The organism is Opitutaceae bacterium TAV5, from assembly GCA_000242935.3.
In the GTDB taxonomy this organism is placed as follows: domain Bacteria; phylum Verrucomicrobiota; class Verrucomicrobiia; order Opitutales; family Opitutaceae; genus Geminisphaera.
In genome coordinates this window covers 2362561-2383394 of the sequence record CP007053.1, presented here as the reverse complement: position 1 = coordinate 2383394, position 20834 = coordinate 2362561, and the positions used below count along the sequence as shown (strand labels likewise).

The following is a 20834-nucleotide window of genomic DNA, read 5'->3' as shown; positions in this document are numbered from 1 at the left end:
GTTAAAATTTTGCTTTGGTGCCCGCCTACTTCCCGATGCAGAAGGTGGCGAAAAGGTGATCGAGCATGCGTTCGTTGTCGATCTTGCCGGAAATCTCGCCGAGGGCATCGAGGGCGCCGCGAAGATCGCTGGCGAGGAGTTCTGTGGGACCCTCGATCGCAAGTTTGTGGCGAGCTTCACCCAGGCAATCGAGGGCGCGGCGAAGGGCATCGGCATGGCGGGCGTTGACGGCGATGAGTTCATCGCCGGCGTCGGGCGCGAGGGAGTCGGCAAGGCCGGCAATGCTTGCGCTGAGCTCGTCGAGGCCGGCGCCGGTAAGGGCGGATACGGGAAGGGTAAGGAAAGCAGGGGAGGGGGGGGGCGGGAGGGAGAGGGGAAGATCGGATTTGTTGCGGAGGACGAGGGTGTTTCCGGAGGTGAGGCGGGCGGCAATTCCGGACGGCAGGGCGGGGGGGGGGAGGGTGGCATCCTGCACCCAGAGGAAAAGGTCGGCTTCGGCGGCGCGTTCGAGGGTTTTTTCGATACCGAGCTTTTCGAGAGCGGCCGGAGACGGGTTGAGGCCGGCGGTATCGATCAGGCGCAGGCAATGGGGGCCGACGAGAATACGCTCCTCGATGAAATCACGCGTGGTGCCGGGTTCGGAGGAAACCAGGGCACGGTCGCTGCCGACAAGCCGGTTCAGAAGGGAGCTTTTGCCGGCGTTGGGTTCACCGATGATGACCGTCTTGATGCCTTCGCGGAGGATTTCCCCATACCGGTGAGTGGCGAGGAGACGGTTTGTTCCACGTAGAACAGTTTCGATTTCGGTGGCGACGATGGCGCGGTCTTCGGCCGGCAGGTCTTCATCGGGAAAATCGATGTAGGCTTCGATCCGGGCGAGGGCGAGGAGAAGGGCTTCGGTGAGGGTGGCGAGGTGGCGGCCGAGGCTGCCGCGGAGCTGGCGGTTGGCCGCGGCGAGGGCGCGTTCGCTGCGGGCGTGGATGAGGTCCATGACGGCTTCGGCCTGGGCGAGGTCGAGGCGACCGTTGAGGAACGCGCGGCGGGTAAATTCGCCGGGGTGAGCCGCCCGGCAGCCGCGGCGGAGGAGGTCGTCGAGAATGAGCCGGGCGATGAGGGGATTGCCATGGCAGGAAATTTCGAGGCTGTCTTCGCCGGTATAGGAACGGGGAGCGGGGAAGCGGGTGACGAGGACGTCGTCGAGCGTCTGGCCGGAGAGATCGCGGCAGTCGGCGTGGGTGGCGAGGCGAGGGGAGGGGAGTTTGCCGAAGAGGGCGACGGCGAGGTCGGCGCAAGCGGGTCCGCTGATGCGGATGAGGGCAATGGCGGCGGTGCCGGCCGGCGTGGCGAGGGCGGCGATGGTGTCGGCAGAGGCTGCGGTGATGATCGGATCGGGCATGGCCATGGTGTTTGTCGATAGTGGCTGCGGCGTGGCGGATGGTCCGCCAACGCAGGGCAGGGGAGGGGGCGGCGGCGGGAGCGGCAATTTTAAATTTCAGCTACCGGATTCGAGCGCCCCGGGAATCAGACGGTCACCGTAATCGCGTCTCGGCTCGGGTTGCATTTTTTATCGGAGGAGCTTCTGAAGAACCGAACCGGTTTTAACCGCGAATGAGCCTGGGGCGGCTCAGCCGCAACCGAAGAATCCAAACCGTAACCGCATACCGAGCGCAGCAACAGTCTGACATGGACGCGAATGAAGACAGCGAAAGAATGGCCACGAAAAACACGAAAAAACACACCGCGCATGAAATCCTCCATCGCGCTTATAAGCGCGCGGGAGATTCTCGTCGGACAGAAAGAAATTTTGTGTTTTTTGTGGCCATCCCGGTTTGAATCCGGAACGCATCCGCACCGAGGGAAATCATGCGCTGCCGCGCACGATTTTTCAGGGTAGCTTTGCGAATAAACACGAATGAAAGGGATTCCGGGGTATTTTCCTAACTCGCGTTTATTTGCTCCCGTTCGCGGTTGGTTTTTAACGTTTTTGTATAAGATATTTTTATTCAACGATATCCGATATCTGATCGAATGGAAGCCGTTCTGCATCGTGCACACAAACGATTGTCGGCGAACGCGAGAGGTGACGACGGGTGTTCAAGGCCGGGCAGGGAAGTTCACAGCAGGGAGGGAGAAGCGGTCGTAAACGTGACGGTAATTTTCTTCATTCCGCGGCGCGATGGCGCGAGGATTTCTTTGCCCATTCCGGCTGTTTGCTCTTTTGTCACTTAATAAGCGTGTGTTATAGTCGTCATCCAACTTTTTCACCTGCCAATGCAAATCGAGAATTTTAAAATCTTCGCGGACCTCGTCGAGACGAAGAGCTTTTCCAAGGCGGCAAAAATAAACAACATCACCCAGTCCGCTGTCAGCCAGCAGGCCCGTGCGATGGAGCGGCATTTCAAAGCGTTGCTTATCGACCGCAGTCAAAAGCAGTTCCAGCTGACGCGCGAAGGGCAGTGTGTTTACGAGTCCGCCAAGGAGTTGCTCTACGCCTACGACCGGCTCTCCTCCGATTTGCAGGAGCTCAAGCGCGTCATCAGCGGCACGATCCGCATCTCCACCATCTACTCGATCGGCTTGCACGAGTTGCCGCCGTTCATCAAGCGGTTCCTCCACGATTATCCGGCGGTCAACATCCGCGTGGAATACCGGCGCTCCAATCTCGTTTACGACGACATCCTGCACAACTCGGTCGATTTCGGGCTGGTCGCCTTTCCGCAGCGGCAGCGCGCGATCGAGATCATCCCGTTCCGCAACGACCGGCTTGTGCTCATCACGCATCCCAACCACCCCCTGGCCCATGCCGGCGAGGTTTCCGTGCGCGAACTGGCGGAGCAGAAATTCATCGGATTCGATCCGGATATCCCGACGCGCAAGGCCATCGACACGATCTTCCGCGAACACCGGCTGGAAATCGATCCGGTGATGGAATTCGACAACATCGAAACGGTGAAACGCGCGGTCGAGATCGATCACGGCGTGGCCATCGTGCCGTTTGCCACTGTCACACAGGAAGCCCGGCAGGGAACGCTTTCGGTGCTCAACCTCAAGGGGAAGGATTTTTCCCGTCCGCTCGCGATCCTGCACCGCAAGGGACGCGTGCTGACGCCTGCTATGAAAAAATTTATCGAAACACTCGGGATGGATCTCGCTCTTACCCAGGAGCCGGGTTGATGTCCTGACGCGCAAAGGCGTCGCATTATCCCTGTTTTCCGATGGTAAAACCGCATAACTACCACACATACATCCCCCCAATGTTCACGCACCGACACCACAGATACCGCACCTGCGATTCCCGTGCCGCTGCACTGTCAGCATGAAATCTTTTTTTATCGTCATCTACGCCTGCACACTGGGAGGCCTGCTCTTTTTTGCCCTGCATCGTCTGAAAATGCTCTGGCTGTACGCGCGTTACAGCCACCGCAAGCCGGTGCCGCCGCCGCTGTCCGGTCCGCTGCCGCGCGTATGCATCCAGCTTCCGCTTTACAATGAACCGCTTGTCGTCGAGGCGCTGCTGGAGAAGGTGTCCGCGATCCGCTGGGGCGCTGCCGGTGACAACGCGGGCAGCAGGGCAGGGGAGAACGGAAATCCGGCCGGAAAGGGGCGAGACGATTCCGGCAAGCTCGTGATCCAGATTCTCGACGATTCCACCGACGAGACGTCCGGCATCATCGAACGCTGGCTGGCTGCGCATCCGGAGCAGGCCGCCCGCATGCAGCATATCCGCCGGGTTGACCGGCACGGCTACAAGGCCGGTGCGCTCACGCATGGCATGGCGCTGACCGATGCGGCGTTTTTCGCCATTTTCGACGCCGACTTCCGCCCGGAGCCCGATTTTCTGGAGCAACTCATGCCGCATTTCATGGACCGCAAGATCGGCGTCGTCCAGGCGCGCTGGGAATTTGCCAACCGCAAGTCCAGCCTCCTCACCCGCTTCCAGGGCGTGTTTCTCGATGCGCACTTCGTGGTCGAACAGGAGGCGCGTTTCGCGGCCGGGTTGTTTTTCAATTTCAACGGCACCGCGGGCATCTGGCGCCGGCGCGCGCTCGAGGAGGCGGGCGGCTGGTCCGACGACACGGTCACCGAGGACCTCGACGTCAGCTACCGCGCGCAGCTTCGCGGCTGGAAGTTTATCTACCGTGCCGACTACGCCGTGCCCTCCGAGCTCCCCGAGAGCATGACGGCATTCAAGTCGCAGCAACGCCGCTGGACCAAGGGCGGCATGCAGGTGATGCGCAAGCAGCTCGCCACCATCATGCGCAGCGACGCGCCCTCGCGCAGCAAGCAGGAAGCGACGCTCCACCTGCTGGTCGGCTTCGTGCATCCGCTGCTCGTGATGTTCGCCCTCTGTTTCGTGCCTTACCTGATCCTCGCCGGACAACATCCGACGGGCCTGTGGGAGTTTTTCAATCCGGTGATCGCGCTCGTGATCGGCGCCGGCAGCGTCGCCTTTTATATCACCGCGCAGTACTTCCGGCAGCGCGAATGGAAGGAGGGCGTGCTCTGGTTCCTGACCTCGCCGATTTTCATGGCGTTTGGTCTGGCGATGAGCGTGACCGGCACCGTGGCGGTGATCGAAGGGCTGTGCCAGCGCGGCGGTGAATTCGTGCGCACGCCCAAGGGCGGCCGCGCCGTCAATATCGGCAGCATCATGGGAAAAATGCGCACCCGCACCCTGTTCCTCGCGATCACCCTGGTGGAGCTGGCGCTCGGTTCGCTGATGGCTTTTGGCGCGCTGTATTTCGAGACCGTCGACCAGGACATGCTGGCCGTGCTGCTTTGCGTGAAGGCGACCGGATTTTTCGGACTCGCGGCCTTCAGTGCCGGCGATGTGCTGCCGCGCTGGTTCCCGGCGCTGGCCCGCGGGTAGGCCAAGCCGCTGGATTGTAATTAAAAAACGGATACGTAGGAAACTGCCGAGCGGGAGCGCGACGGCTACCGCTGCCCGCCTGTAAAAAAGTCCCGCACGGTAGCGGCCAGTTGTTCGCGCGGTACGTCATGTTCGCTGCGGTCGCCGAGGTCGCGAATCTTGACCACGCCCTTCGCGACCTCGTCGCCGCCGAAAATCAGCGCGAGCTTCGCCCCCGATTCGGCGGCGGCCTTGAACTGTTTGCCGAAGGCCACTTCTTTCAAGGGATACTCCACCCGGTAGCCGGCCGCGCGCAGTTCGCCGATCGCGCCAAACGCCGTCCGCCGTTCCGCCTCGCCGCCGATCACCACGTAGACATCGGTCGCCTGCACCCAGGCGGGGGTGAGGCCGCGCTGCTCGAGCAACAGCGCCATCGTCACGTCGCCGATGGCGAAACCCGCGGCCGGCAGGTCACCGTAGCCGAGCTTGCCGACGAGGTCGTTGTAACGCCCGCCGCCCGCGATGGCGCGCAACTCGCCCTTGCGGTCGAACGCCTCGAACACGAAGCCCGTGTAGTAGGCCAGGCCGCGCACGACGCCGAAATCCACCTCGATGAATTCGCCCAGCTCCATCGCCTCGAGCCCTCCGAGCAGCTTGCGCCAGTCGGCCAGACGCGCCGTGAGTTTCTCGCCGGCGGCGGCGTTGGCGGCGATGTGCGGCGCGAGGATTTTTTCGAGCGCCGGCAGGCTTTTCACGCCGAGAAATTCGAGGACCTTTTCCTTCAGCGCCGGATCGAGCGCGCCGTGAGCCTCGGCATACGGTTTGAAGGCGTCGTCCCCGATTTTTTCGTATTTGTCGATCGCGCCGAGCAGGCTGCGTGTCTGCGCGTCGGAGAAGCCGAGCGCTTCCAGGTAGTAGAACCACAGATTGCGATCGCTGAGCCGCACATAAAAATCCGCCGCGGTGAGCCCGAACTGGCGGATGCATTGCACGAGCAACCCGATGAGTTCGATCTCGGCCTCCGGGCCGGGTTCGCCGAACAGGTCGCAATTGAGCTGGAAAAACGCCCGCTCGCGTCCCTTCTGGGCGCGCTCGTAGCGGTAAAATTCGCCAATGCTGAACCATTTTATTGGACGCTTCAGCGCGTTGGCTTTCGCGCCGACGAGGCGGCAGACCGTGGGCGTCATTTCCGGCCGGAGCGCGACTTCGCGGCCGCCCTTGTCGGTGAAACTGAAAAGCTGCGCCTCGATCTCGTCGCCGGACTTGGCCTTGTAAAGATCGAGCGATTCGAGGACCGGAGCGTCGTATTCCTGAAACCCGAACGCATGCGCCGCCTGCCGCCACCTGCGGAAGATGTGATTCCGGCGCATGAAAGCGTCGGGATAAAATTCGCGAAAACCGGGCAGTGACTGGAACTGGGCCATTGATGGAAAAGACTGAAGGCTGAAAAACGAAAGGCCGAAAAATGCAGGAAATCGAAGCAGGAAAACCGGCAACGTTGCAAAACCTCCTCCGGCGCGGCGATGCAAAAAATGATGTGATGCCCGGAGGATCGCCGCCTTCACCCCTCCCGCCGGTTCCCGCCAAGGGGCAGGAACAACGCCACCAGTCCCAACACTCCCAGGCCGCCGCCGGCCAGACAAACGCCGGTCCAGCCGCCCTGTTGCAGCGCCCATGAACCGGCGGCCGAGCCGAGCGCGCCGCCGATGAAGTAGCCTACCATGTAGATCGCGTTGATCCGGTTGCGCAGCGCGGGCGACAGCGCGTAGATGCGGCTCTGGTTGGAGATCTGGCTGCCCTGCGCGCCGGCATCCATCAAAAACACGCCCGCCACCAGCCACGCCAGCGAACGGTCCGCGAGCGCCATCATCGCAAACGACACCACCATGACGACCAGCGCGACCCCGTTGACCGCCCGTGCGGAAAACCGGTCCGACAACCGCCCCGACACTGGCGCCACCAGCGCGCCCGCCACGCCGATCAGCCCGAACAATCCCGCCACCTCGCTGCCGTAGTGCTCGGGACGCGCCGCGAGGTAAAACGACAGCGTGGTCCAGAACACGCTGAACGCGCCGAATCCCGCCGCTCCGATCAGCAAGTGGCGTTGCAGCACCGGCTCCCGCTTCAGGATCGGCCAGAGCGAGGTCAGCAACTCGCGCAGCCGCACCGGTTCGTGCGGATGTTGCGGCGGCAGTTTCCAGCGCAGCCCGACCGCGAGCGCCACCATCGCGCCCGCGCCGATGAAGTACATGCCCTGCCAGCCGAGATGCGCGCCGACGATCCCGCTCACCGAGCGCGACACGAGGATGCCCACGAGCAGCCCGCCCATGACCGTGCCCACCACACGTCCGCGCCGCTCCGGCGCCGCAAACGTGGCCGCATACGGCACGATCAGTTGTGGCGACACGCATGCCAGCCCGAGCAGGTAACTGAGCGCGACGAGCACGTGCAGCGTCGGTGAAAACGCCGCCGCCAGCAACGCCCCGGCCGTGGCGAGGATCGACGAGACGATCAGCCGCCGCCGCTCGAAGGTGTCGCCCAGCGGCACGATGAGGAGCAGTCCGCTCGCGTAGCCGAGTTGCGTGGCCACGGTGATGACGCCGGTGGCCGCCACGCTCGTGCCGAACGCTCCGGCGATCTCGTTGAGCAGCGGCTGGCTGTAATAGATGTTGGCGACAGTAGCGCCCGCCGCGAAGGCGAGGAGAAACACCAGCGAGGCCGGAATGCCGGCGCCCTCGCGGAGCGGTTGCCTGGAAATGGTCATGGATTGAAAACGAAAAAGGGACAAAATTTTCCCGCCTGCCCTCCGTTCGCAAGCGCGATGATGCCTGGTCTCCGGTCAGGGTGTAGCACCGGCAGCCCGCGGTTTCTGTAGTTTACGGCGGATTACACCGGTCGAAACGGGTGGGAATTATACCAAAGCCCCGAAGCTTCCGGATTTTTGCACAAAGGCCGCAAAGCGCGCAAAGGGTTGCCGGTTATTTCCTTCGCGTCCTTGGCGATCTTTGCGCAAGATCGACACACTCCGTGCAATCCGCAGTCAGGCCGTTCGCGGTTGGTCCCGCGCACCGGTCAGGACCGTTGGTAAAGTCGCTGCACGGAGGGCCGGTTGAGCACAATGATCGTAAAAACGCCGAGAACGGTGCCGAACGGCGTGAAAAGACAGAGTACGCAAGCCAGCACGAAGCTGAACAGGCGTTTTTTCCGCCGGGCGATCAGCCATCCGGAAATGATCGTGCAGATGGCGACTGCCCAGCCAGCCAGCACGAAGAGCGCGCCCATGCCGGCAAAGAGATAGCCGAGAAAGGCAGGCGGCGGCGCGTGTTGTCCTCCGTCCGAAAACGTGCCCGGGGCCACGATCATCATGACGCCCAGCCCCACGTGAATCAGCGGGAGGCATGCGCACAGGAAACCGATCGCGCCGACGACGTAGTGAAACACGCTCAGCAGTTGCAGGTGGCTGATATCCTGTTGCGTGACGGGATCGGGCGGCGGGGACGGGATTCCGGTGGTCGTGTCCATGATTTTTTATCGAGGGTGAGGCGCGGAGAATCATCAGGCGGCGGGAGCGGGTCCGGCAGATCGGGCGGCGCGGAAGTAGCAGACGAGGGAAATCACCAGCACGACCACCCCCACGGGGAAAAGTGCGAGGCCGACGGCGGCCGGATAGAGGCTCATGCTGATGCCGTTGGCAAGCGCGGCGGGATCCGTGGCGCCGGGCGCGCCGAGTTCGTCAAACGTGCGGATCATGCCGAGCACCGTGCCCAGCATCCCGAAGGCCGGGGCGAGGGTGAGCAGGGCTCCCGCGATGATGCCGGTGAAGAAAAGGAGGCGGGAGTTTTTCATGGATTCGGAAAGGTGAACGGGAAGGCGCGGGAAGGGCGAAAGGGGAGGGGGCCGGAGGCGATGGCGGCGATTCGCCCTTTCTGGAGACAACAGGCGGGGTTGGACAGCGTTTTCGCCAGTCACTTCGGCGGCATCCTGTTTTTGGCGGTTGAGCCGCGAAGGCCTGCGGATTGTCTTTTTCCCCATGACTCCTCCCATGGCTCCCGGCATCACCCGGGCCCGGGTCACGACCCGCGACATCGCCGCCCGCGTCGGGGTGCATTACTCGACGGTCAGCCTGGCCCTGCGCAACAGCCCGCGGCTGAGACCCGAACTCGCTGCCCGCATCCGGGCCGTGGCCGAGGAACTCGGCTATTCGCCCGACCCGGTCCTCTCCGCGCTCAACGTTTACCGCAAGGGGCGCCAGTCCACCCGTTACCAGTCCACGATCGCGTGGATCAACAACTGGCCGGTACGCGACGAGATGCGCCGCACGGTCTCGGCCTTCGATCGCTACTTTCTGGGCGCCTCCGAACGGGCGCGGCAGCTCGGTTACCAGCTCGACGATTTCTGGCTCCACGAGCCGGGCATGACGCCGGCCTCCGCCCGCTCGATCCTCCGGGCGCGCGGCGTCACCGGCCTGGTCATCGCGCCGCAGCCGCATGCCCGCACCACGCTCGACCTCGATCTCTCGGATTTCTCCGTGCTGGCGCTCGGCTACAGCCTGCAGCCGGCGCGGTTTCACGTGGTCACCAATCACCAGTACCAGGCGACGCAGCTTCTGGTGAGCGAACTCCAGGCGCTCGGCTACCGGCGCATCGGCCTGTGCCTCAAGGAGGATTGGGACGAGAAGGTGAACAACAACTTCCTGAGCGTGTTCCTGCTCGCCCTCCACCGGATGCCCGCCCGCCAGCGCGTGCCGCCGCTGATCACCCGGGAGAGCGATCACGGGGAATTTGTCCGCTGGTTCGGCAAGCACCGGCCCGATGCCGTCATCGCCATCGACCGCCTGGTGAAAAAGTGGATACTCGGCTTGGGCCTGCGGATTCCGGAGGATGTGGGGCTGGCCAACCTCAATGCCGACCCGGCCGATCCTTGGTGGGCGGGCGTGCACCAGAACGACTGGCTCATCGGCGCGACGGCGGCCGATTTCCTCGCCGGCATGCTCCAGCGCAACGAACGCGGCATCCCGCCCGTGCCGATCCGCACGCTGGTGGAGAGCGTCTGGCACCCGGGCGAAAGCGTGCGACAGCAGGCGTGAAGAGAAACGCCTGCCCTGCCCGATGGCAGGCTATCAGGCGGCGCCCGCAAGTGTGGCGCCCTGCCGGTTGCGAAGGCATGCCTGCATGTCGGCCAGCACCTCGGTATCGCGCACGCAGGAAGCCAGCCGGTGTGGACTCCCGGCCAGATCGCCGCGCCGCAGGTGGTCGACAAACCGGCCGAATGCAGGCGCGTAGCCCATCCGGTCGAGCGCGTCGCCCTCGCGAGGTGACATGACGTCTCGTTCCACCGTGTCGCCGCGGCGTTCCACCAGCCGCACCTCCGCCGCCGATGCCGGATCGGGATCGGGAAAATGCAGCTCCCGCACGCTGCCGTCCCTGTATTCAAGAATGAGATGCTCCTCCAGGCGCGGCCCTGCCGGGATGAAGTCGAGCTCGCAAGAGGCGCCGCATTCCAGCCGCCCGGAAAGGCGCCAGCGGGCTGTGCCGTTGCGTTCGCAGTGGATCATCCAATCCACCAGCCCGCTCCGGGCGAAATACTGCGCCGAATCCACCAGATGGATACCGGTGAACAGAAACGTGTCGAAAGCGCGATCCGTCCGGGCCAGCACCCCGCGCACCCTCGCGAGGAGGGATGCCGGCCGGTCGATATCCCGGAACAATGGCACATGCCGCCGGTTGAACGCCGCATAAACGAGACCCTCGCCGCGCTTTTCAGCCTCTGTCATGGAGGCCAGTTCCTGCAAATCCTGCGCTGGCGGTTTTTCCAGATAGACGGCCACGCCCGCCGCCTGGACGAGGCGCGCCGTCGCCGTGTTTTGTGTTTCGGAAGTAAGCACAAGTGCGGCATCGAGGGATTCCCGACGCAGCATCTCGCGAGCGTCCGGATAGATTCGAGCGTCCGGAAACCCTGACCCTCCGGCGGCGAGCGCCCCGGCAGCCTCGCGGCGCACGTCGCAAAGGGCTGCCACTGTCACCTCGCCGTGGCAGACATGGTTGAGCAGAATCGGGAGATAGACCAGGCGCGCAATATGCCCGCAACCGATTATGGCGATCCGCAAAGGCCGTGCGGCGGCGCATGGAGAGGGGAGGGGACTGGCGGCGGAAGATGCGTCGTGTGTGGCGATCATGGCGGGCGTGGGACGGGAAAAGGAAAGACGACCGCTTTCCCGATGCAGGCCATTGACCGGCCCCGAAGGCATTGACGCAACGAACCGCGCACGCCAACTGTAGCGTGGAATGGAACCGAGACGCGTCACTGTGCGGGACATCGCCCGGGAATCGGGTTTTCACTACACGACGGTGGCCCGGGCATTGCGCCGCCATTCCAGCATCCCGGCCGCGACCTGCGACCGCATCTGCCGGATCGCGGAAAAAATGGGCTACGCGCCCGATCCCATGGTGGCCGCCCTCAACGCCTACCGCGTGCGCATCGGCACACCGAAATACCGCGGCAACATCGTCTGGCTGACCAACGCGGCCACGCGCGACGGCTGGAATACCTGCAAGACCTTCGACCTCTACCGGCGCGGGGCCGAAAAGCGCGCGAACGAACTCGGCTACGCACTCGAGGATTTCTGGCTGCGCGAACCCGGCATGACGGAAAGGCGGGCCGGCGAGATTCTCGTGGCACGCAACGTCCGCGGCCTCCTCCTCGCGCCCCAGCCCAGGCCCCGTGTGCGCATCGACATCGGATGGCCCCGTTTCGCCGCCGTGGCGTTCGGCTACACGCTGGCCTGGCCGCTCCTGCATACGATCACCAACAACACGTATTACTCCATGCAGATGGCGATCCGCCATGCGCGCCGGCTGGGCTACCGGCGTCCCGGCCTGGTCATCTCCCCGGTCTCCGATGAGCGGGTCAATCATTCGTGGGGGGCCGCATTTCTCGAACGCCAGCAACACTGGCCCGCGGAGGAACGGCTGCCGGTTTGCCGATACGACGAGCCGGGACCGGGCATCCTGTCGTGGATAAAACGATACAAGCCCGACGTGATCATCTGCCATGAGCCGCGGGTCCTTTCACTGCTGGAAAAGGAGGGTTGCCGGATTCCTGACGATTTCGGGTTTCTCACCCAGTCGTTGTGCGACTTCCCGGAGCACGTGGCTGCGGTGGACGAAAACGCGACGGAATGCGGCCGGGCCGCGGTGGATTTTCTCGTCGGCATGATCCATCGCGGCGAGCGAGGCGTTCCGCGCTTTCCCCAGCGCCTGTTGACGGAGGGTTTCTGGAAACCCGGCAAGACGCTGCCCCGGAAACGCGCGGCTGCCGGACGGTGACAGGAAGATTGGGCTCCCCCGTCCCTCTTCCTCCTCCGGCTGGCCGGTTCTGCCTCCCCCTTTCTCTACGCTACAGTGGGCGCATTGCAGACGTTGCGCCCCCGGTGTCTCCGGGAGCAAGGATAGGGCCGCAACGATTCCCCTGCCCGCCATTGCCTCTCCATACCTGACCCATATTTCCCGCTCCAAGTCCCTGCACAAAAATTTCCCTGTCAACCCACCATGAAAATCATGACACCCCGCCGTCCAGCCTGCTTCCTTACTACCCGCGGTTTCACCCTCATCGAGCTGCTCACTGTCATCGCCATCATCGGCATCCTTGCCGCCATCATCATTCCCACCGTGAGCAAAGTCCGCGAATCCGCCCGCTCCGCGCAATGCATCTCCAACCTCCGGCAGATCAATACCGCGATCAATCTCCACGTGAACGACAACCGCGACTCCCTTCCCGGCCCTCTCTGGTTGACTCAGGAATACAAATACAACCAGTACACCCGGGGACAACTTTCCAGAATCCTGAGTTCGTATATCCCGGCGATTGACAAGGGGGGCGGCAACTTCACCAGCGAATTTTTCCGCTGCCCGGCCTGGGCCGCCACCGGTGCGACTGGCAACGGTTCCCTGGTGGTAAACATTGGTGCCTGGGGCATCAAGCCCTTCGGCCAGGCAACAAATCCGGAAAGCGCTTCGCTGCCGGTGAAAAAATTCTCGTCGATTGCCGGCCAACCTCTCTCCCGCACGTGGATGCTCACCGATCAGGACGACCCCGTGATGGCCGATCTGGGTCAATCTGCCAATCCCGCACGTCCGCAAAAAACCGTCCACGGCTCCTCGCGCAACATCCTGTTTTACGACGGCCACGTGCAGAAAGTTTCAGACAAAACGAAACTCTCCACCCTGTCTCCGTGATCTCCTCCCCCCCACGGCCCATCCACGCAACCGTTTTTCGACATCGAATCCAGCTCCATCATGAAAACCACACAGCACCCTGCCATCGTACCACTGGCAACACTACGCACCACTTGCCCCGCTCTGCTGCTCGCCCTGGCCTGCGCCACCTCACTCTCCGCCGCATCCCTGTATTGGGCCCCCGACAACGACGCCAACGGCGGCAACGGAACCTGGGACACCGCCAGCTCCCTGTGGAGCGCCGCTGCTGATGGCAGCGGCACTCTGCAAACATGGAACAACGTCGCGACTCCTTACAACGATGCCTTTTTCGCAAGAGGCAAAACCGGCACCGTGGCGGTCAGCGGCGAAGTTAACGTAGGCTGGCTTGACTTCGGAGGCACCACAGCCGACGCCAGCACCAGTTACACTCTGAACGGCGGCACGATCATCCTTGGTGGTCACAGTGCAGGCTGGGAATCCACTCGTACAATTCAGAGCACCGGCAACGTCACAATTAACAGCACCATTCGCATGTTCGAGGACGTGGCGGCAGCAGGCCACCGTCGTTTTGGCAACCAGGGAGGCACACTTACCATTAACGATATTGCGAATGCCTCAACCGGCGGCACCCAAAACCTTTCACTGGAAAGCTGGGGCACTGGAACCATCAAAATTGATGGCAACATTACCAACACCTTCGGCGCCCCTCGCACATCGCTGATTATCGGAGGCTCCGATTTAAACACCGTCGCAGGCAGCGGCTCGAATTACCACCTCGGGGGCAACAACACCGGCGTATCGAACACATCACTTCTTCGCGGCACCCTTCACCTCAACCACTCCAATGCCCTCGGCTCTGGCGGATTGACTGTTCGCAATGTCACCAACTCCGACACCATCAATATCCTCATCGGCACCGCCGGAGTCACCATCGGCAACGCCATCACATTCGACTCCTTCACCAATACGAGCTGGACGCGCACCATCGGCGGCGAACACACATCCGGCACCGCCACCTTTTCCGGCACCATCACCCTCGGCGCCTTCGCCGCCTCCGGAAACGGCGACCGCCTCAATGTGACTTCCGCTGCTGGCGGCACCACCATCTTCAGCGGCAACATCACCGATGGCGCCAACACCTCGCGAGTTGTCAAAACAGGCGCCGGCATCGTGAAATTCAACCGCACCGACGGCATGGACTATGACGGCGCCACCATCGTTACCGCCGGCACACTTATCGTGAACAATACCACCGGCAGCGGCACTGGACGCGGCGCTGTAGCCGTCCGCAATGGCGCGACCCTCGGCGGCGCAGCCCGCGTGGCAGGCAACATCACACTTGATGCCGGTGCCCGCTTCTCCACCGGCGACATGGACGAAAGCGGCGTTTCCTCCGCAGGCACATTGGCGACTGCCGGCTCGTTCACCTGGAACTCCAACAACACCGCAGCCAGCCTCTTCTTTGATCTCGGCGCGGACCAAGCCTCCTCCGATCAATTGAACATTGCCGGAGCCTTCACCAAGGGCAACGGCACGTCCTTCATTTTCGACTTCACCGGCTCCGCGTTGCCCGCCTCGTTTACCTACACCCTCGTCACCTTCAATTCGACCAATTTCACCGACGCCGGCATCTTCAGTGCCAACATTGACGGCACATTCGCCATCAACGACAACTCGCTCACCTTCACTACTGCCGCCATTCCCGAACCCGCCGCCTTCGTCCTGCTGTCCGCGCTCGGCATCGGCTTTCTCGCGGCGGCCCTCCGTTTCCGCAAAACACAAGTGTGACCCTCGCTGGCAAACCAACGGCAGGGATGCCGTTGCTCCATCCCCGCATTCTTCTCATGAGACATCCCCTCCTGCATCCACTATTCTGCCTCCTCGCTCTCTGCGCCGTCCTGCCTGTTCCCACCAGAGCGCTCCAGCTTTCGCTCACCGGAAAAGGCGTGCTCATCGACGCCGCCGAGCTCGGCAAAATCACCCTGCCCGCGCCTGTCCTGACAATGCACAAGGACGACTACACCGGCCAGAAACCTGCCCTCACCCTTGAAGGCACCGGCACCCTGCTGGCGAGCTACCCCACCGGAGGCCAGTTGCGTATTTCTCTCAAGGAAAACGAAATCCGCTACGCCCTTGCCGACATGCCGCCGGAAGCCCTGACCCTCCGCTTCGTCACACTTCTCCCCATCAATCTCAGTCAGGGCGGACGCTATGTCCTCGGAGACAAGACCGGCGAATTTCCTGCCACCCTGGCCGGTCAAAACGTCGCCGACGCCACGACAACCCGCCTCGACATCATTCACACCCTCGGCCAAGGCGTCCGCATCACCATCCCGAATACGTATCAGCAGATTCAGGACAACCGGAAATGGAACTGGAACGTTTTTGCCTGGATACACCCCCACAACCTTTCTCCCAAAAAACGCTCCTCCGAATTTTCCTTCAAAATAACACCCCTTGCCGCAGCCGACGACGACACCGCCAACGCCGCCGGCTCCTCCACCGATCGCAGACACCGCTTTCTCGTGGACCGCTTCGGCCAGTCCGTGCGCACCGACTATCCCGGCAAGGTGAGCAGCGAGGACGAACTGCGGGCTGACATCGTGAAACAGAAGGCCGCCCTCGGTCCCCGCCAAGGTCCCGCGCTCGACCGCTTCGGCGGCCTCGCCGGCAGCGGACAAAAACTCGGCCTGAAAAAAACCGGTTTCTTCCACACCGCCCTTGCCGCCCCCGGCCGCCATGTGCTCGTCACACCCGAAGGCAACGCCTTCTTCCAGCTCGCCGTCTGCGGCATCGCCAACACCAACGACTACACCGTCGTAAAAGGCCGCGAACGAATCTACGAATGGGTTCCTTCCACCAGCGATCCCGACTGGGCCGCCTGCTGGTTTCAAAACCGGCCCGACTGGGGATTTTTCTCCTTCCAGATCGCCAACTGGATTCGCAAATACCAAAAACCCTACTCCGTCGATGCCTGGACCGGCCAGGCCGTCGAACGTCTCCGTGCCTGGGGATTCAACAGCGGCGGCGCGTTTTCCACATGGACGCAGGCCATGCGCGACCTCGACTTTCCCGTCGTGCTGCACCTCCCCGATGGCCGCAAACACGGCGTCGTGTATCTCCCCGACAAACTGGGCGCGGGCCATATGATGGACCCGTTTGCCCCGGATGCCGAACAAAAACTAGACCGCGCCTTTGCCGAATCCGTGGCGCCCGTGGCCGGCGACCCGCGCATCATCGGCTATTTTTTGGGCAACGAACAACACTTCGAAAACCTCCCCCGCGTCCTCCTCGGTTACCAAGCCGGCAAGGTCGCCGCCAGGGCACGGCTCGCCGCGTCGTTGCGAGAGAAATACGGAGACATCGCAAGCTTCAACGCCGCCTGGAACCCCCTCACTCCCCTTGCCAGCCTCGACGAGCTCGACGACGCCACCCTCTTCATCCGTACCGCCGCCGCCGCGGAGGACATGCGTGCCTTTCTTCTCCTGTATCTTGAAAATTACTACGGAATGATCCGCCGTGTGTTCAAAAAATACGACAGCAATCACCTCCTCGTCGGCAGCCGCCTGACACCTCACACCGCCAACAACGAGGACGTCGTGCGCATCGGCGGCAAGTACCTCGATGTCGTCAGCGTCAACTACTACACCTACGGCATCGATGCAGGATTCCTGCGCAAGGTCCACGAGTGGAGCGGGGGCCGGCCGCTCATCCTGAGCGAATGGTATTTCAGCTCCACGGAGCAGGGACTCGGGGCGTTTCGCGAGGTGAAAAACCAGACCGAACGGGGCCTCGGCTATCGCAACTACGTGGAGCAGGCCGCCGCCCTCGGTTTTGTCGTCGGCTCGCAATGGTATGTTTACACCGACCAGTCCATCACCGGACGCTATTTCGAAGGCTACAACGGCGAGGGCAACAACACCGGTCTCGTCGATGTGGTTGACCGTCCCTACGAACCGCTCGTCTCCGCCGCCCGCCTCACCCATGCGCGCATCTACGATGTCATTTTTGACAAGGGAAAGGCGTTTGCCTGGGACGATCCGCGTTTCACGGGCCGGGGTTCCGGAGTCGCCCGCACCGTGGCCATCCCGCGCGCGTTGCCCGGCCTGCAACTCGACGGCTCCACCGTGAACTGGCCGGGCCGCCCCGCCGAGCTGATCGGCCCCGAACGGCTCGCACTCGGCACCCCGAATCCGAAACTCGGCGGTGCCTTCCGTCTCTGCTGGGACAATGAGGCCCTGCACTTTCTCATCCAGGTCAAGGACCCCGTGCCCGGCCAGAACACCCATGCGCCGGGCCGCTACTGGTCCGCCGACGGCATCGAGCTGTTCATCGCTTCGCGCAATCTCGACAAAAGCGGCGGACTGCAATTTGGCGACCGGCAGATTCTCCTCGGCGCGGGCGCGACGCCGGGCGTGTTTGTCGTCGATCACCCGGACGCCGGACGCGAGTGCCGCGTGATCGTGCTGAAAGACGTGGACGGCAACGGCTACACTTTGCAGGCGCGGATTCCCTGGACGGCTCTCGGTTTCCGTCCCGAGGCCGGGCAGGAATTGCTGTTCGACGTGGCCATCGACAACAGCGACGACGGCGCGACGCGCCTGCAGCAACTCGTCTGGAGCGGCACCGACAAAAACTCCGGCGACCGCGGCTCATGGGGACGCGCCCGCCTCGTCACCAACTGACCGGATTACCGCAATCTATATCCAGAAAATGAATACAGAAGTCGAACCCGAAAAAATCGGAAAATCGTCCGGCCTTGGCGGATTCACCCGATCCGGGGAAACCCTCCTGTGGCGCGGAACCCTGGACGAGGGCCTTTACGAAATCGCCTACCGCTTTGCGGCTCCGGGATTCGACATCGGTTCCCTGTATTTCGACTGGATGAACCACCGCACCGGTCCCTGGGACTACGCGCCGCCTTTCGCCCCGAACCGCGGGCAATGCCTGCTCCCGCATGTCTCGCTCGCCGTGGACCCGGACGGTATCCGTACGAAAGCCCGCGTCTTTATCCCGCGCACGCCGGAACTGGAGGCCCGTGTCTTTACCGGCCGCATCGGCTTCCACGTGGACTCGCCGCGCGAGGTTTCCGTGCAACTCGCAACCGACCTCGAAGACGTTGACTGGCAAGGCTGCGAGCTCACCCGGTTCGACGGTTTCCTCGCGGACTACACGAAGGACGATTTCAGGACCGGCCAGCGTTTCTGGCTTTCTCCCGGTATGCCCGACACGCTCGCCCGCACCTGGGGCCGCTCCCCCTGGTCGTGCTGGCTCGATGCCATCCTCAACGATTGCGCCGGTGTCCGCGCCGCTCCCCCGCGCACACCCGAAGAGGCCCGCAACATCTGCACGACGCTCGGAACAAAACACGTTTACGAGGACAGCGTGATCTTCCCCGGCAACTACCTCGCCTCGCTCTCCCTGAGGCTCCTCGTCGGCAACCGTCCGGAAGACGCAGAGCAACTGATCCGCTGGGTTGATGGTCTCGTCGATCTTCCCTACTGGGGCTTCACCGCCGATCCCATCGGCGCCGATCACAACAACGACCTCACCGCCGACTTCAACATGCTCGGCCTCGCGATTGCCCTGAACTGGCACGAAACCCGTCTCGGCCCGGAACGCACCGCGCGCGTTGTCGACAAGATCGCGTTCCAGGCGGAGGCCATGCTCGGGTGGATCGTGCATGCACGCAGCTCCTGGCCCGGCACGGTTTCGCAAAATCACACGTTCTTCGGCCACCAGACGCTGGTCCTTGCCGGCCTTGCGTTGCTCGGCCGTCACGACCGAGCCCTCCACTGGCTCAACGTCGCCATCCCCGCCTTCCGCCGCTTCACGGCCGCTCTGCCGCCGGACGGCTCCTACCACGAAGGCATCGGCTACATCGGTTTCGGCCTGCTCGGCCTGATGCCCTCGCTCATGCTTTTGCAGCAATACACGGGTGAACCGTTCATCCCCGAGGCATGGCTGGAAAAACACTGGGAAGTCGCCGAAAAACTCCTGCCGGAAGATTCCTCCGAAGGCTTTTTCACGGACGACGCCGATGGCGCCCTGCCTTTCCTGCTCCCGCTCGCCCTTTGGGAGTTTGCCCGCCGTCCCGGGTCCTCGCGAACCCGGATGCGCGTCGAGGGCATTCTGGGGCGGTTCTGCCAATGCAACGCCCGGCGGCAGCCGGCCCACCGTCTGGCCGGCAATTTCTGGACCTGCGTGTGGGCGCCGCACCTGGAGACGACGGATTTCCGCATCACACCGGCGCCGCCACGCACCTGCGAGTATCTCGACGACTGCGGCTGGCTGATCCTCAACCTCGGCCCGAAAACCAAGGCGTATTTCCTGACCGGTCCCGCGCACGGCTACAACCTCTTCGGCAAGGAACAGCACACCTACTGCTACGGCCACCATCACCCCGACGTCGGCAACGTCCTGTTCAACCACGACGGCAAATGGCTGCTGGCCGATTCCGGCTACACCTGGGCCAAGCTCGGCTCCGAGCACAACCTGCTTCTCGTCAACGGGCACGGCCAGCACAACGACGGCCACGTCTGGCTGGCGCCACCTCCCTTCGATTTCGCCCCCGCGCGCCTGAAGCTCACGGAAAACGAAAACACGGTGCGCGGCGAGATCGACCTGGAGTGCTATTATCCGCGCTCGCTGAATCTCGAGAAGTGGAGACGCATCGTGATCGGCGTCCCCGGAAAAGGGATGGCCGTCATCGACGACGTGCGCCTTTCTGAAGACGCGGAGCTTGTTCTGTCATGGGGTTCCGACTACCCGTGGCGCGAGGAATCCGCGGGCGTCCATGTCACCACGGCTCCGGGCGATGCATGCCGGCTCGCCCTTCATGGCCACGGCGAAACCCGCTTTCCCGAAACTGTCATTCCGGCGCGGAAGTATGTGGAGATCGTGCAGGACGGCCGCCCCTGGCACGCGATCCGCGTGCGACCGGCGGCGCCGGTCCGCTCGCATCGCTTCATCACGATTTTTCGCCTGCCCGGCATCGACGATTCCTTCGACCGGGAGATCCTCGCCGGGCTGGCTGACGCGTAGCCGTCTGCCGACTTCGCTTTTCGTATCCGGAAACTGACCGCATCCGATTCGTCCACCCATGAATATCAAACAAAACTCCACCTGCCTTCTCCTCGCCTCCCTTTTGTGCATTCCCTTGCATGCCGAGCCGCTTCCCGGCCTTTCCGCCTCGCCGGATGGCGTGAACATCAGGACGACGGATGCGGGAGAGTTCACGCTGCCCGCTCCCGTCCTGATGCTGCGACCGGACGACTACGACGGACAAAAACCTGCCGTCACGGTCGAGGATGCGGCCACCCTGCTGGCGAAATACCCGTCTGGCGCCGAACTGCGAATCGGCATCGCGCAGAACGCGGTGAATTACACCTGGTCGGGTCTGCCTGACGGAGCATTTGCGTTCCGCTTCGTCACGCTGTTGCCGATTTCGCTCGCGGACGGAGGGACGTTTATGCTGGGCAACAACAACCCGGCCCCTTTTCCGGCCACGAAAGAAAAGCAGACCGTCGCCAAGGGATGGGCCCGGAGTTTCCGGTTGCAAAACGCGGCAGGCGCGGGCTTCGCGCTCGCGACGCCGGGCGCGTTCCAGGAAGTGCAGGACAACCGCGTCTTCAACTGGGAGGTCTTTGCCTATATCCTCAATTACCGTTTCGACGAAAACTCCGGCGCGACAGGGTTCGCTCTCACGGTCACTGCCGTCAGCGCGGACAAGTAAGGCGGGAAGGCCAACCTGGGCTTTCCCGCGCCGG

The 20834-nt window shown here is 63.1% G+C and carries 16 protein-coding genes; 10 read left to right on the top strand and 6 right to left on the bottom strand.

What is annotated here, in order from left to right; genetic code table 11:
* Window positions 1-25: 25 nt before the first annotated feature.
* Entirely contained in the window at window positions 26-1381 is a 1356-nt protein-coding gene (locus tag OPIT5_10470; GenBank protein ID AHF90560.1) for a transposase, read from the bottom strand.
* Between the two features lie 302 nt (window positions 1382-1683).
* Between OPIT5_10470 and OPIT5_10465 the strand changes: the two genes are divergently transcribed.
* The 3 genes from OPIT5_10465 to OPIT5_10450 all read left to right on the top strand — a co-directional run bounded on the left by OPIT5_10465 (window position 1684) and on the right by OPIT5_10450 (window position 4870).
* On the top strand, window positions 1684-1833 hold the full coding sequence (locus OPIT5_10465) for a hypothetical protein (GenBank protein ID AHF90559.1): 150 nt from the start codon (window positions 1684-1686) through the stop codon (window positions 1831-1833).
* Window positions 1834-2271: 438 nt separating this feature from the next.
* A complete protein-coding gene (locus OPIT5_10455; GenBank protein AHF90558.1) occupies window positions 2272-3174 on the top strand; it encodes a LysR family transcriptional regulator in 903 nt (300 codons plus the stop codon).
* A 142-nt stretch (window positions 3175-3316) separates the two neighbouring features.
* Window positions 3317-4870, top strand: coding sequence for a glycosyl transferase family 2 (locus OPIT5_10450; GenBank protein AHF90557.1), 1554 nt, complete (start codon window positions 3317-3319; stop codon window positions 4868-4870).
* 65 nt (window positions 4871-4935) lie between these two features.
* Here the strand turns inward: OPIT5_10450 and OPIT5_10445 are convergent, their stop codons facing one another.
* The 4 genes from OPIT5_10445 to OPIT5_10430 form a co-directional block, all read right to left on the bottom strand.
* Window positions 4936-6273, bottom strand: coding sequence for a histidyl-tRNA synthetase (locus OPIT5_10445; GenBank protein ID AHF90556.1), 1338 nt, complete (start codon window positions 6271-6273; stop codon window positions 4936-4938).
* A 137-nt stretch (window positions 6274-6410) separates the two neighbouring features.
* Entirely contained in the window at window positions 6411-7562 is a 1152-nt protein-coding gene (locus OPIT5_10440; GenBank protein AHF90555.1) for an MFS transporter, read from the bottom strand.
* A gap of 359 nt (window positions 7563-7921) precedes the next feature.
* Window positions 7922-8371: a signal peptide protein gene (locus OPIT5_10435; GenBank protein AHF90554.1), complete on the bottom strand. Its 450-nt coding sequence runs from the start codon at window positions 8369-8371 to the stop codon at window positions 7922-7924.
* Window positions 8372-8404: 33 nt separating this feature from the next.
* The gene (locus tag OPIT5_10430) at window positions 8405-8695 is read right to left on the bottom strand and encodes a hypothetical protein (protein ID AHF94283.1); all 291 of its coding nucleotides are present in this window, start codon (window positions 8693-8695) and stop codon (window positions 8405-8407) included.
* A 208-nt stretch (window positions 8696-8903) separates the two neighbouring features.
* On the opposite strand from OPIT5_10430, the gene OPIT5_10425 reads away from it, so the two are divergent.
* Entirely contained in the window at window positions 8904-9935 is a 1032-nt protein-coding gene (locus OPIT5_10425; GenBank protein ID AHF90553.1) for a LacI family transcriptional regulator, read from the top strand.
* A gap of 33 nt (window positions 9936-9968) precedes the next feature.
* Here OPIT5_10425 and OPIT5_10420 read toward each other — a convergent pair whose 3' ends face one another.
* Window positions 9969-11024, bottom strand: coding sequence for a hypothetical protein (locus OPIT5_10420; protein AHF94282.1), 1056 nt, complete (start codon window positions 11022-11024; stop codon window positions 9969-9971).
* Window positions 11025-11133: 109 nt separating this feature from the next.
* Between OPIT5_10420 and OPIT5_10415 the strand changes: the two genes are divergently transcribed.
* From OPIT5_10415 to OPIT5_10390, 6 genes are all read left to right on the top strand, one after another.
* The gene (locus OPIT5_10415; GenBank protein AHF90552.1) at window positions 11134-12174 is read left to right on the top strand and encodes a LacI family transcriptional regulator; all 1041 of its coding nucleotides are present in this window, start codon (window positions 11134-11136) and stop codon (window positions 12172-12174) included.
* A 222-nt stretch (window positions 12175-12396) separates the two neighbouring features.
* The gene (locus OPIT5_10410; protein AHF90551.1) at window positions 12397-13083 is read left to right on the top strand and encodes a hypothetical protein; all 687 of its coding nucleotides are present in this window, start codon (window positions 12397-12399) and stop codon (window positions 13081-13083) included.
* Between the two features lie 60 nt (window positions 13084-13143).
* Window positions 13144-14853 (top strand): hypothetical protein, encoded by a 1710-nt coding sequence (locus tag OPIT5_10405; protein ID AHF94281.1) that lies wholly within the window; start codon window positions 13144-13146, stop codon window positions 14851-14853.
* Between the two features lie 737 nt (window positions 14854-15590).
* Window positions 15591-17750: a hypothetical protein gene (locus tag OPIT5_10400; GenBank protein ID AHF90550.1), complete on the top strand. Its 2160-nt coding sequence runs from the start codon at window positions 15591-15593 to the stop codon at window positions 17748-17750.
* 28 nt (window positions 17751-17778) lie between these two features.
* Complete coding sequence (locus tag OPIT5_10395; GenBank protein ID AHF94280.1) at window positions 17779-20109, top strand: hypothetical protein; 2331 nt, start codon at window positions 17779-17781, stop codon at window positions 20107-20109.
* Window positions 20110-20167: 58 nt separating this feature from the next.
* Window positions 20168-20800: a hypothetical protein gene (locus OPIT5_10390; GenBank protein ID AHF94279.1), complete on the top strand. Its 633-nt coding sequence runs from the start codon at window positions 20168-20170 to the stop codon at window positions 20798-20800.
* The last annotated feature ends 34 nt before the right edge of the window (window positions 20801-20834 follow it).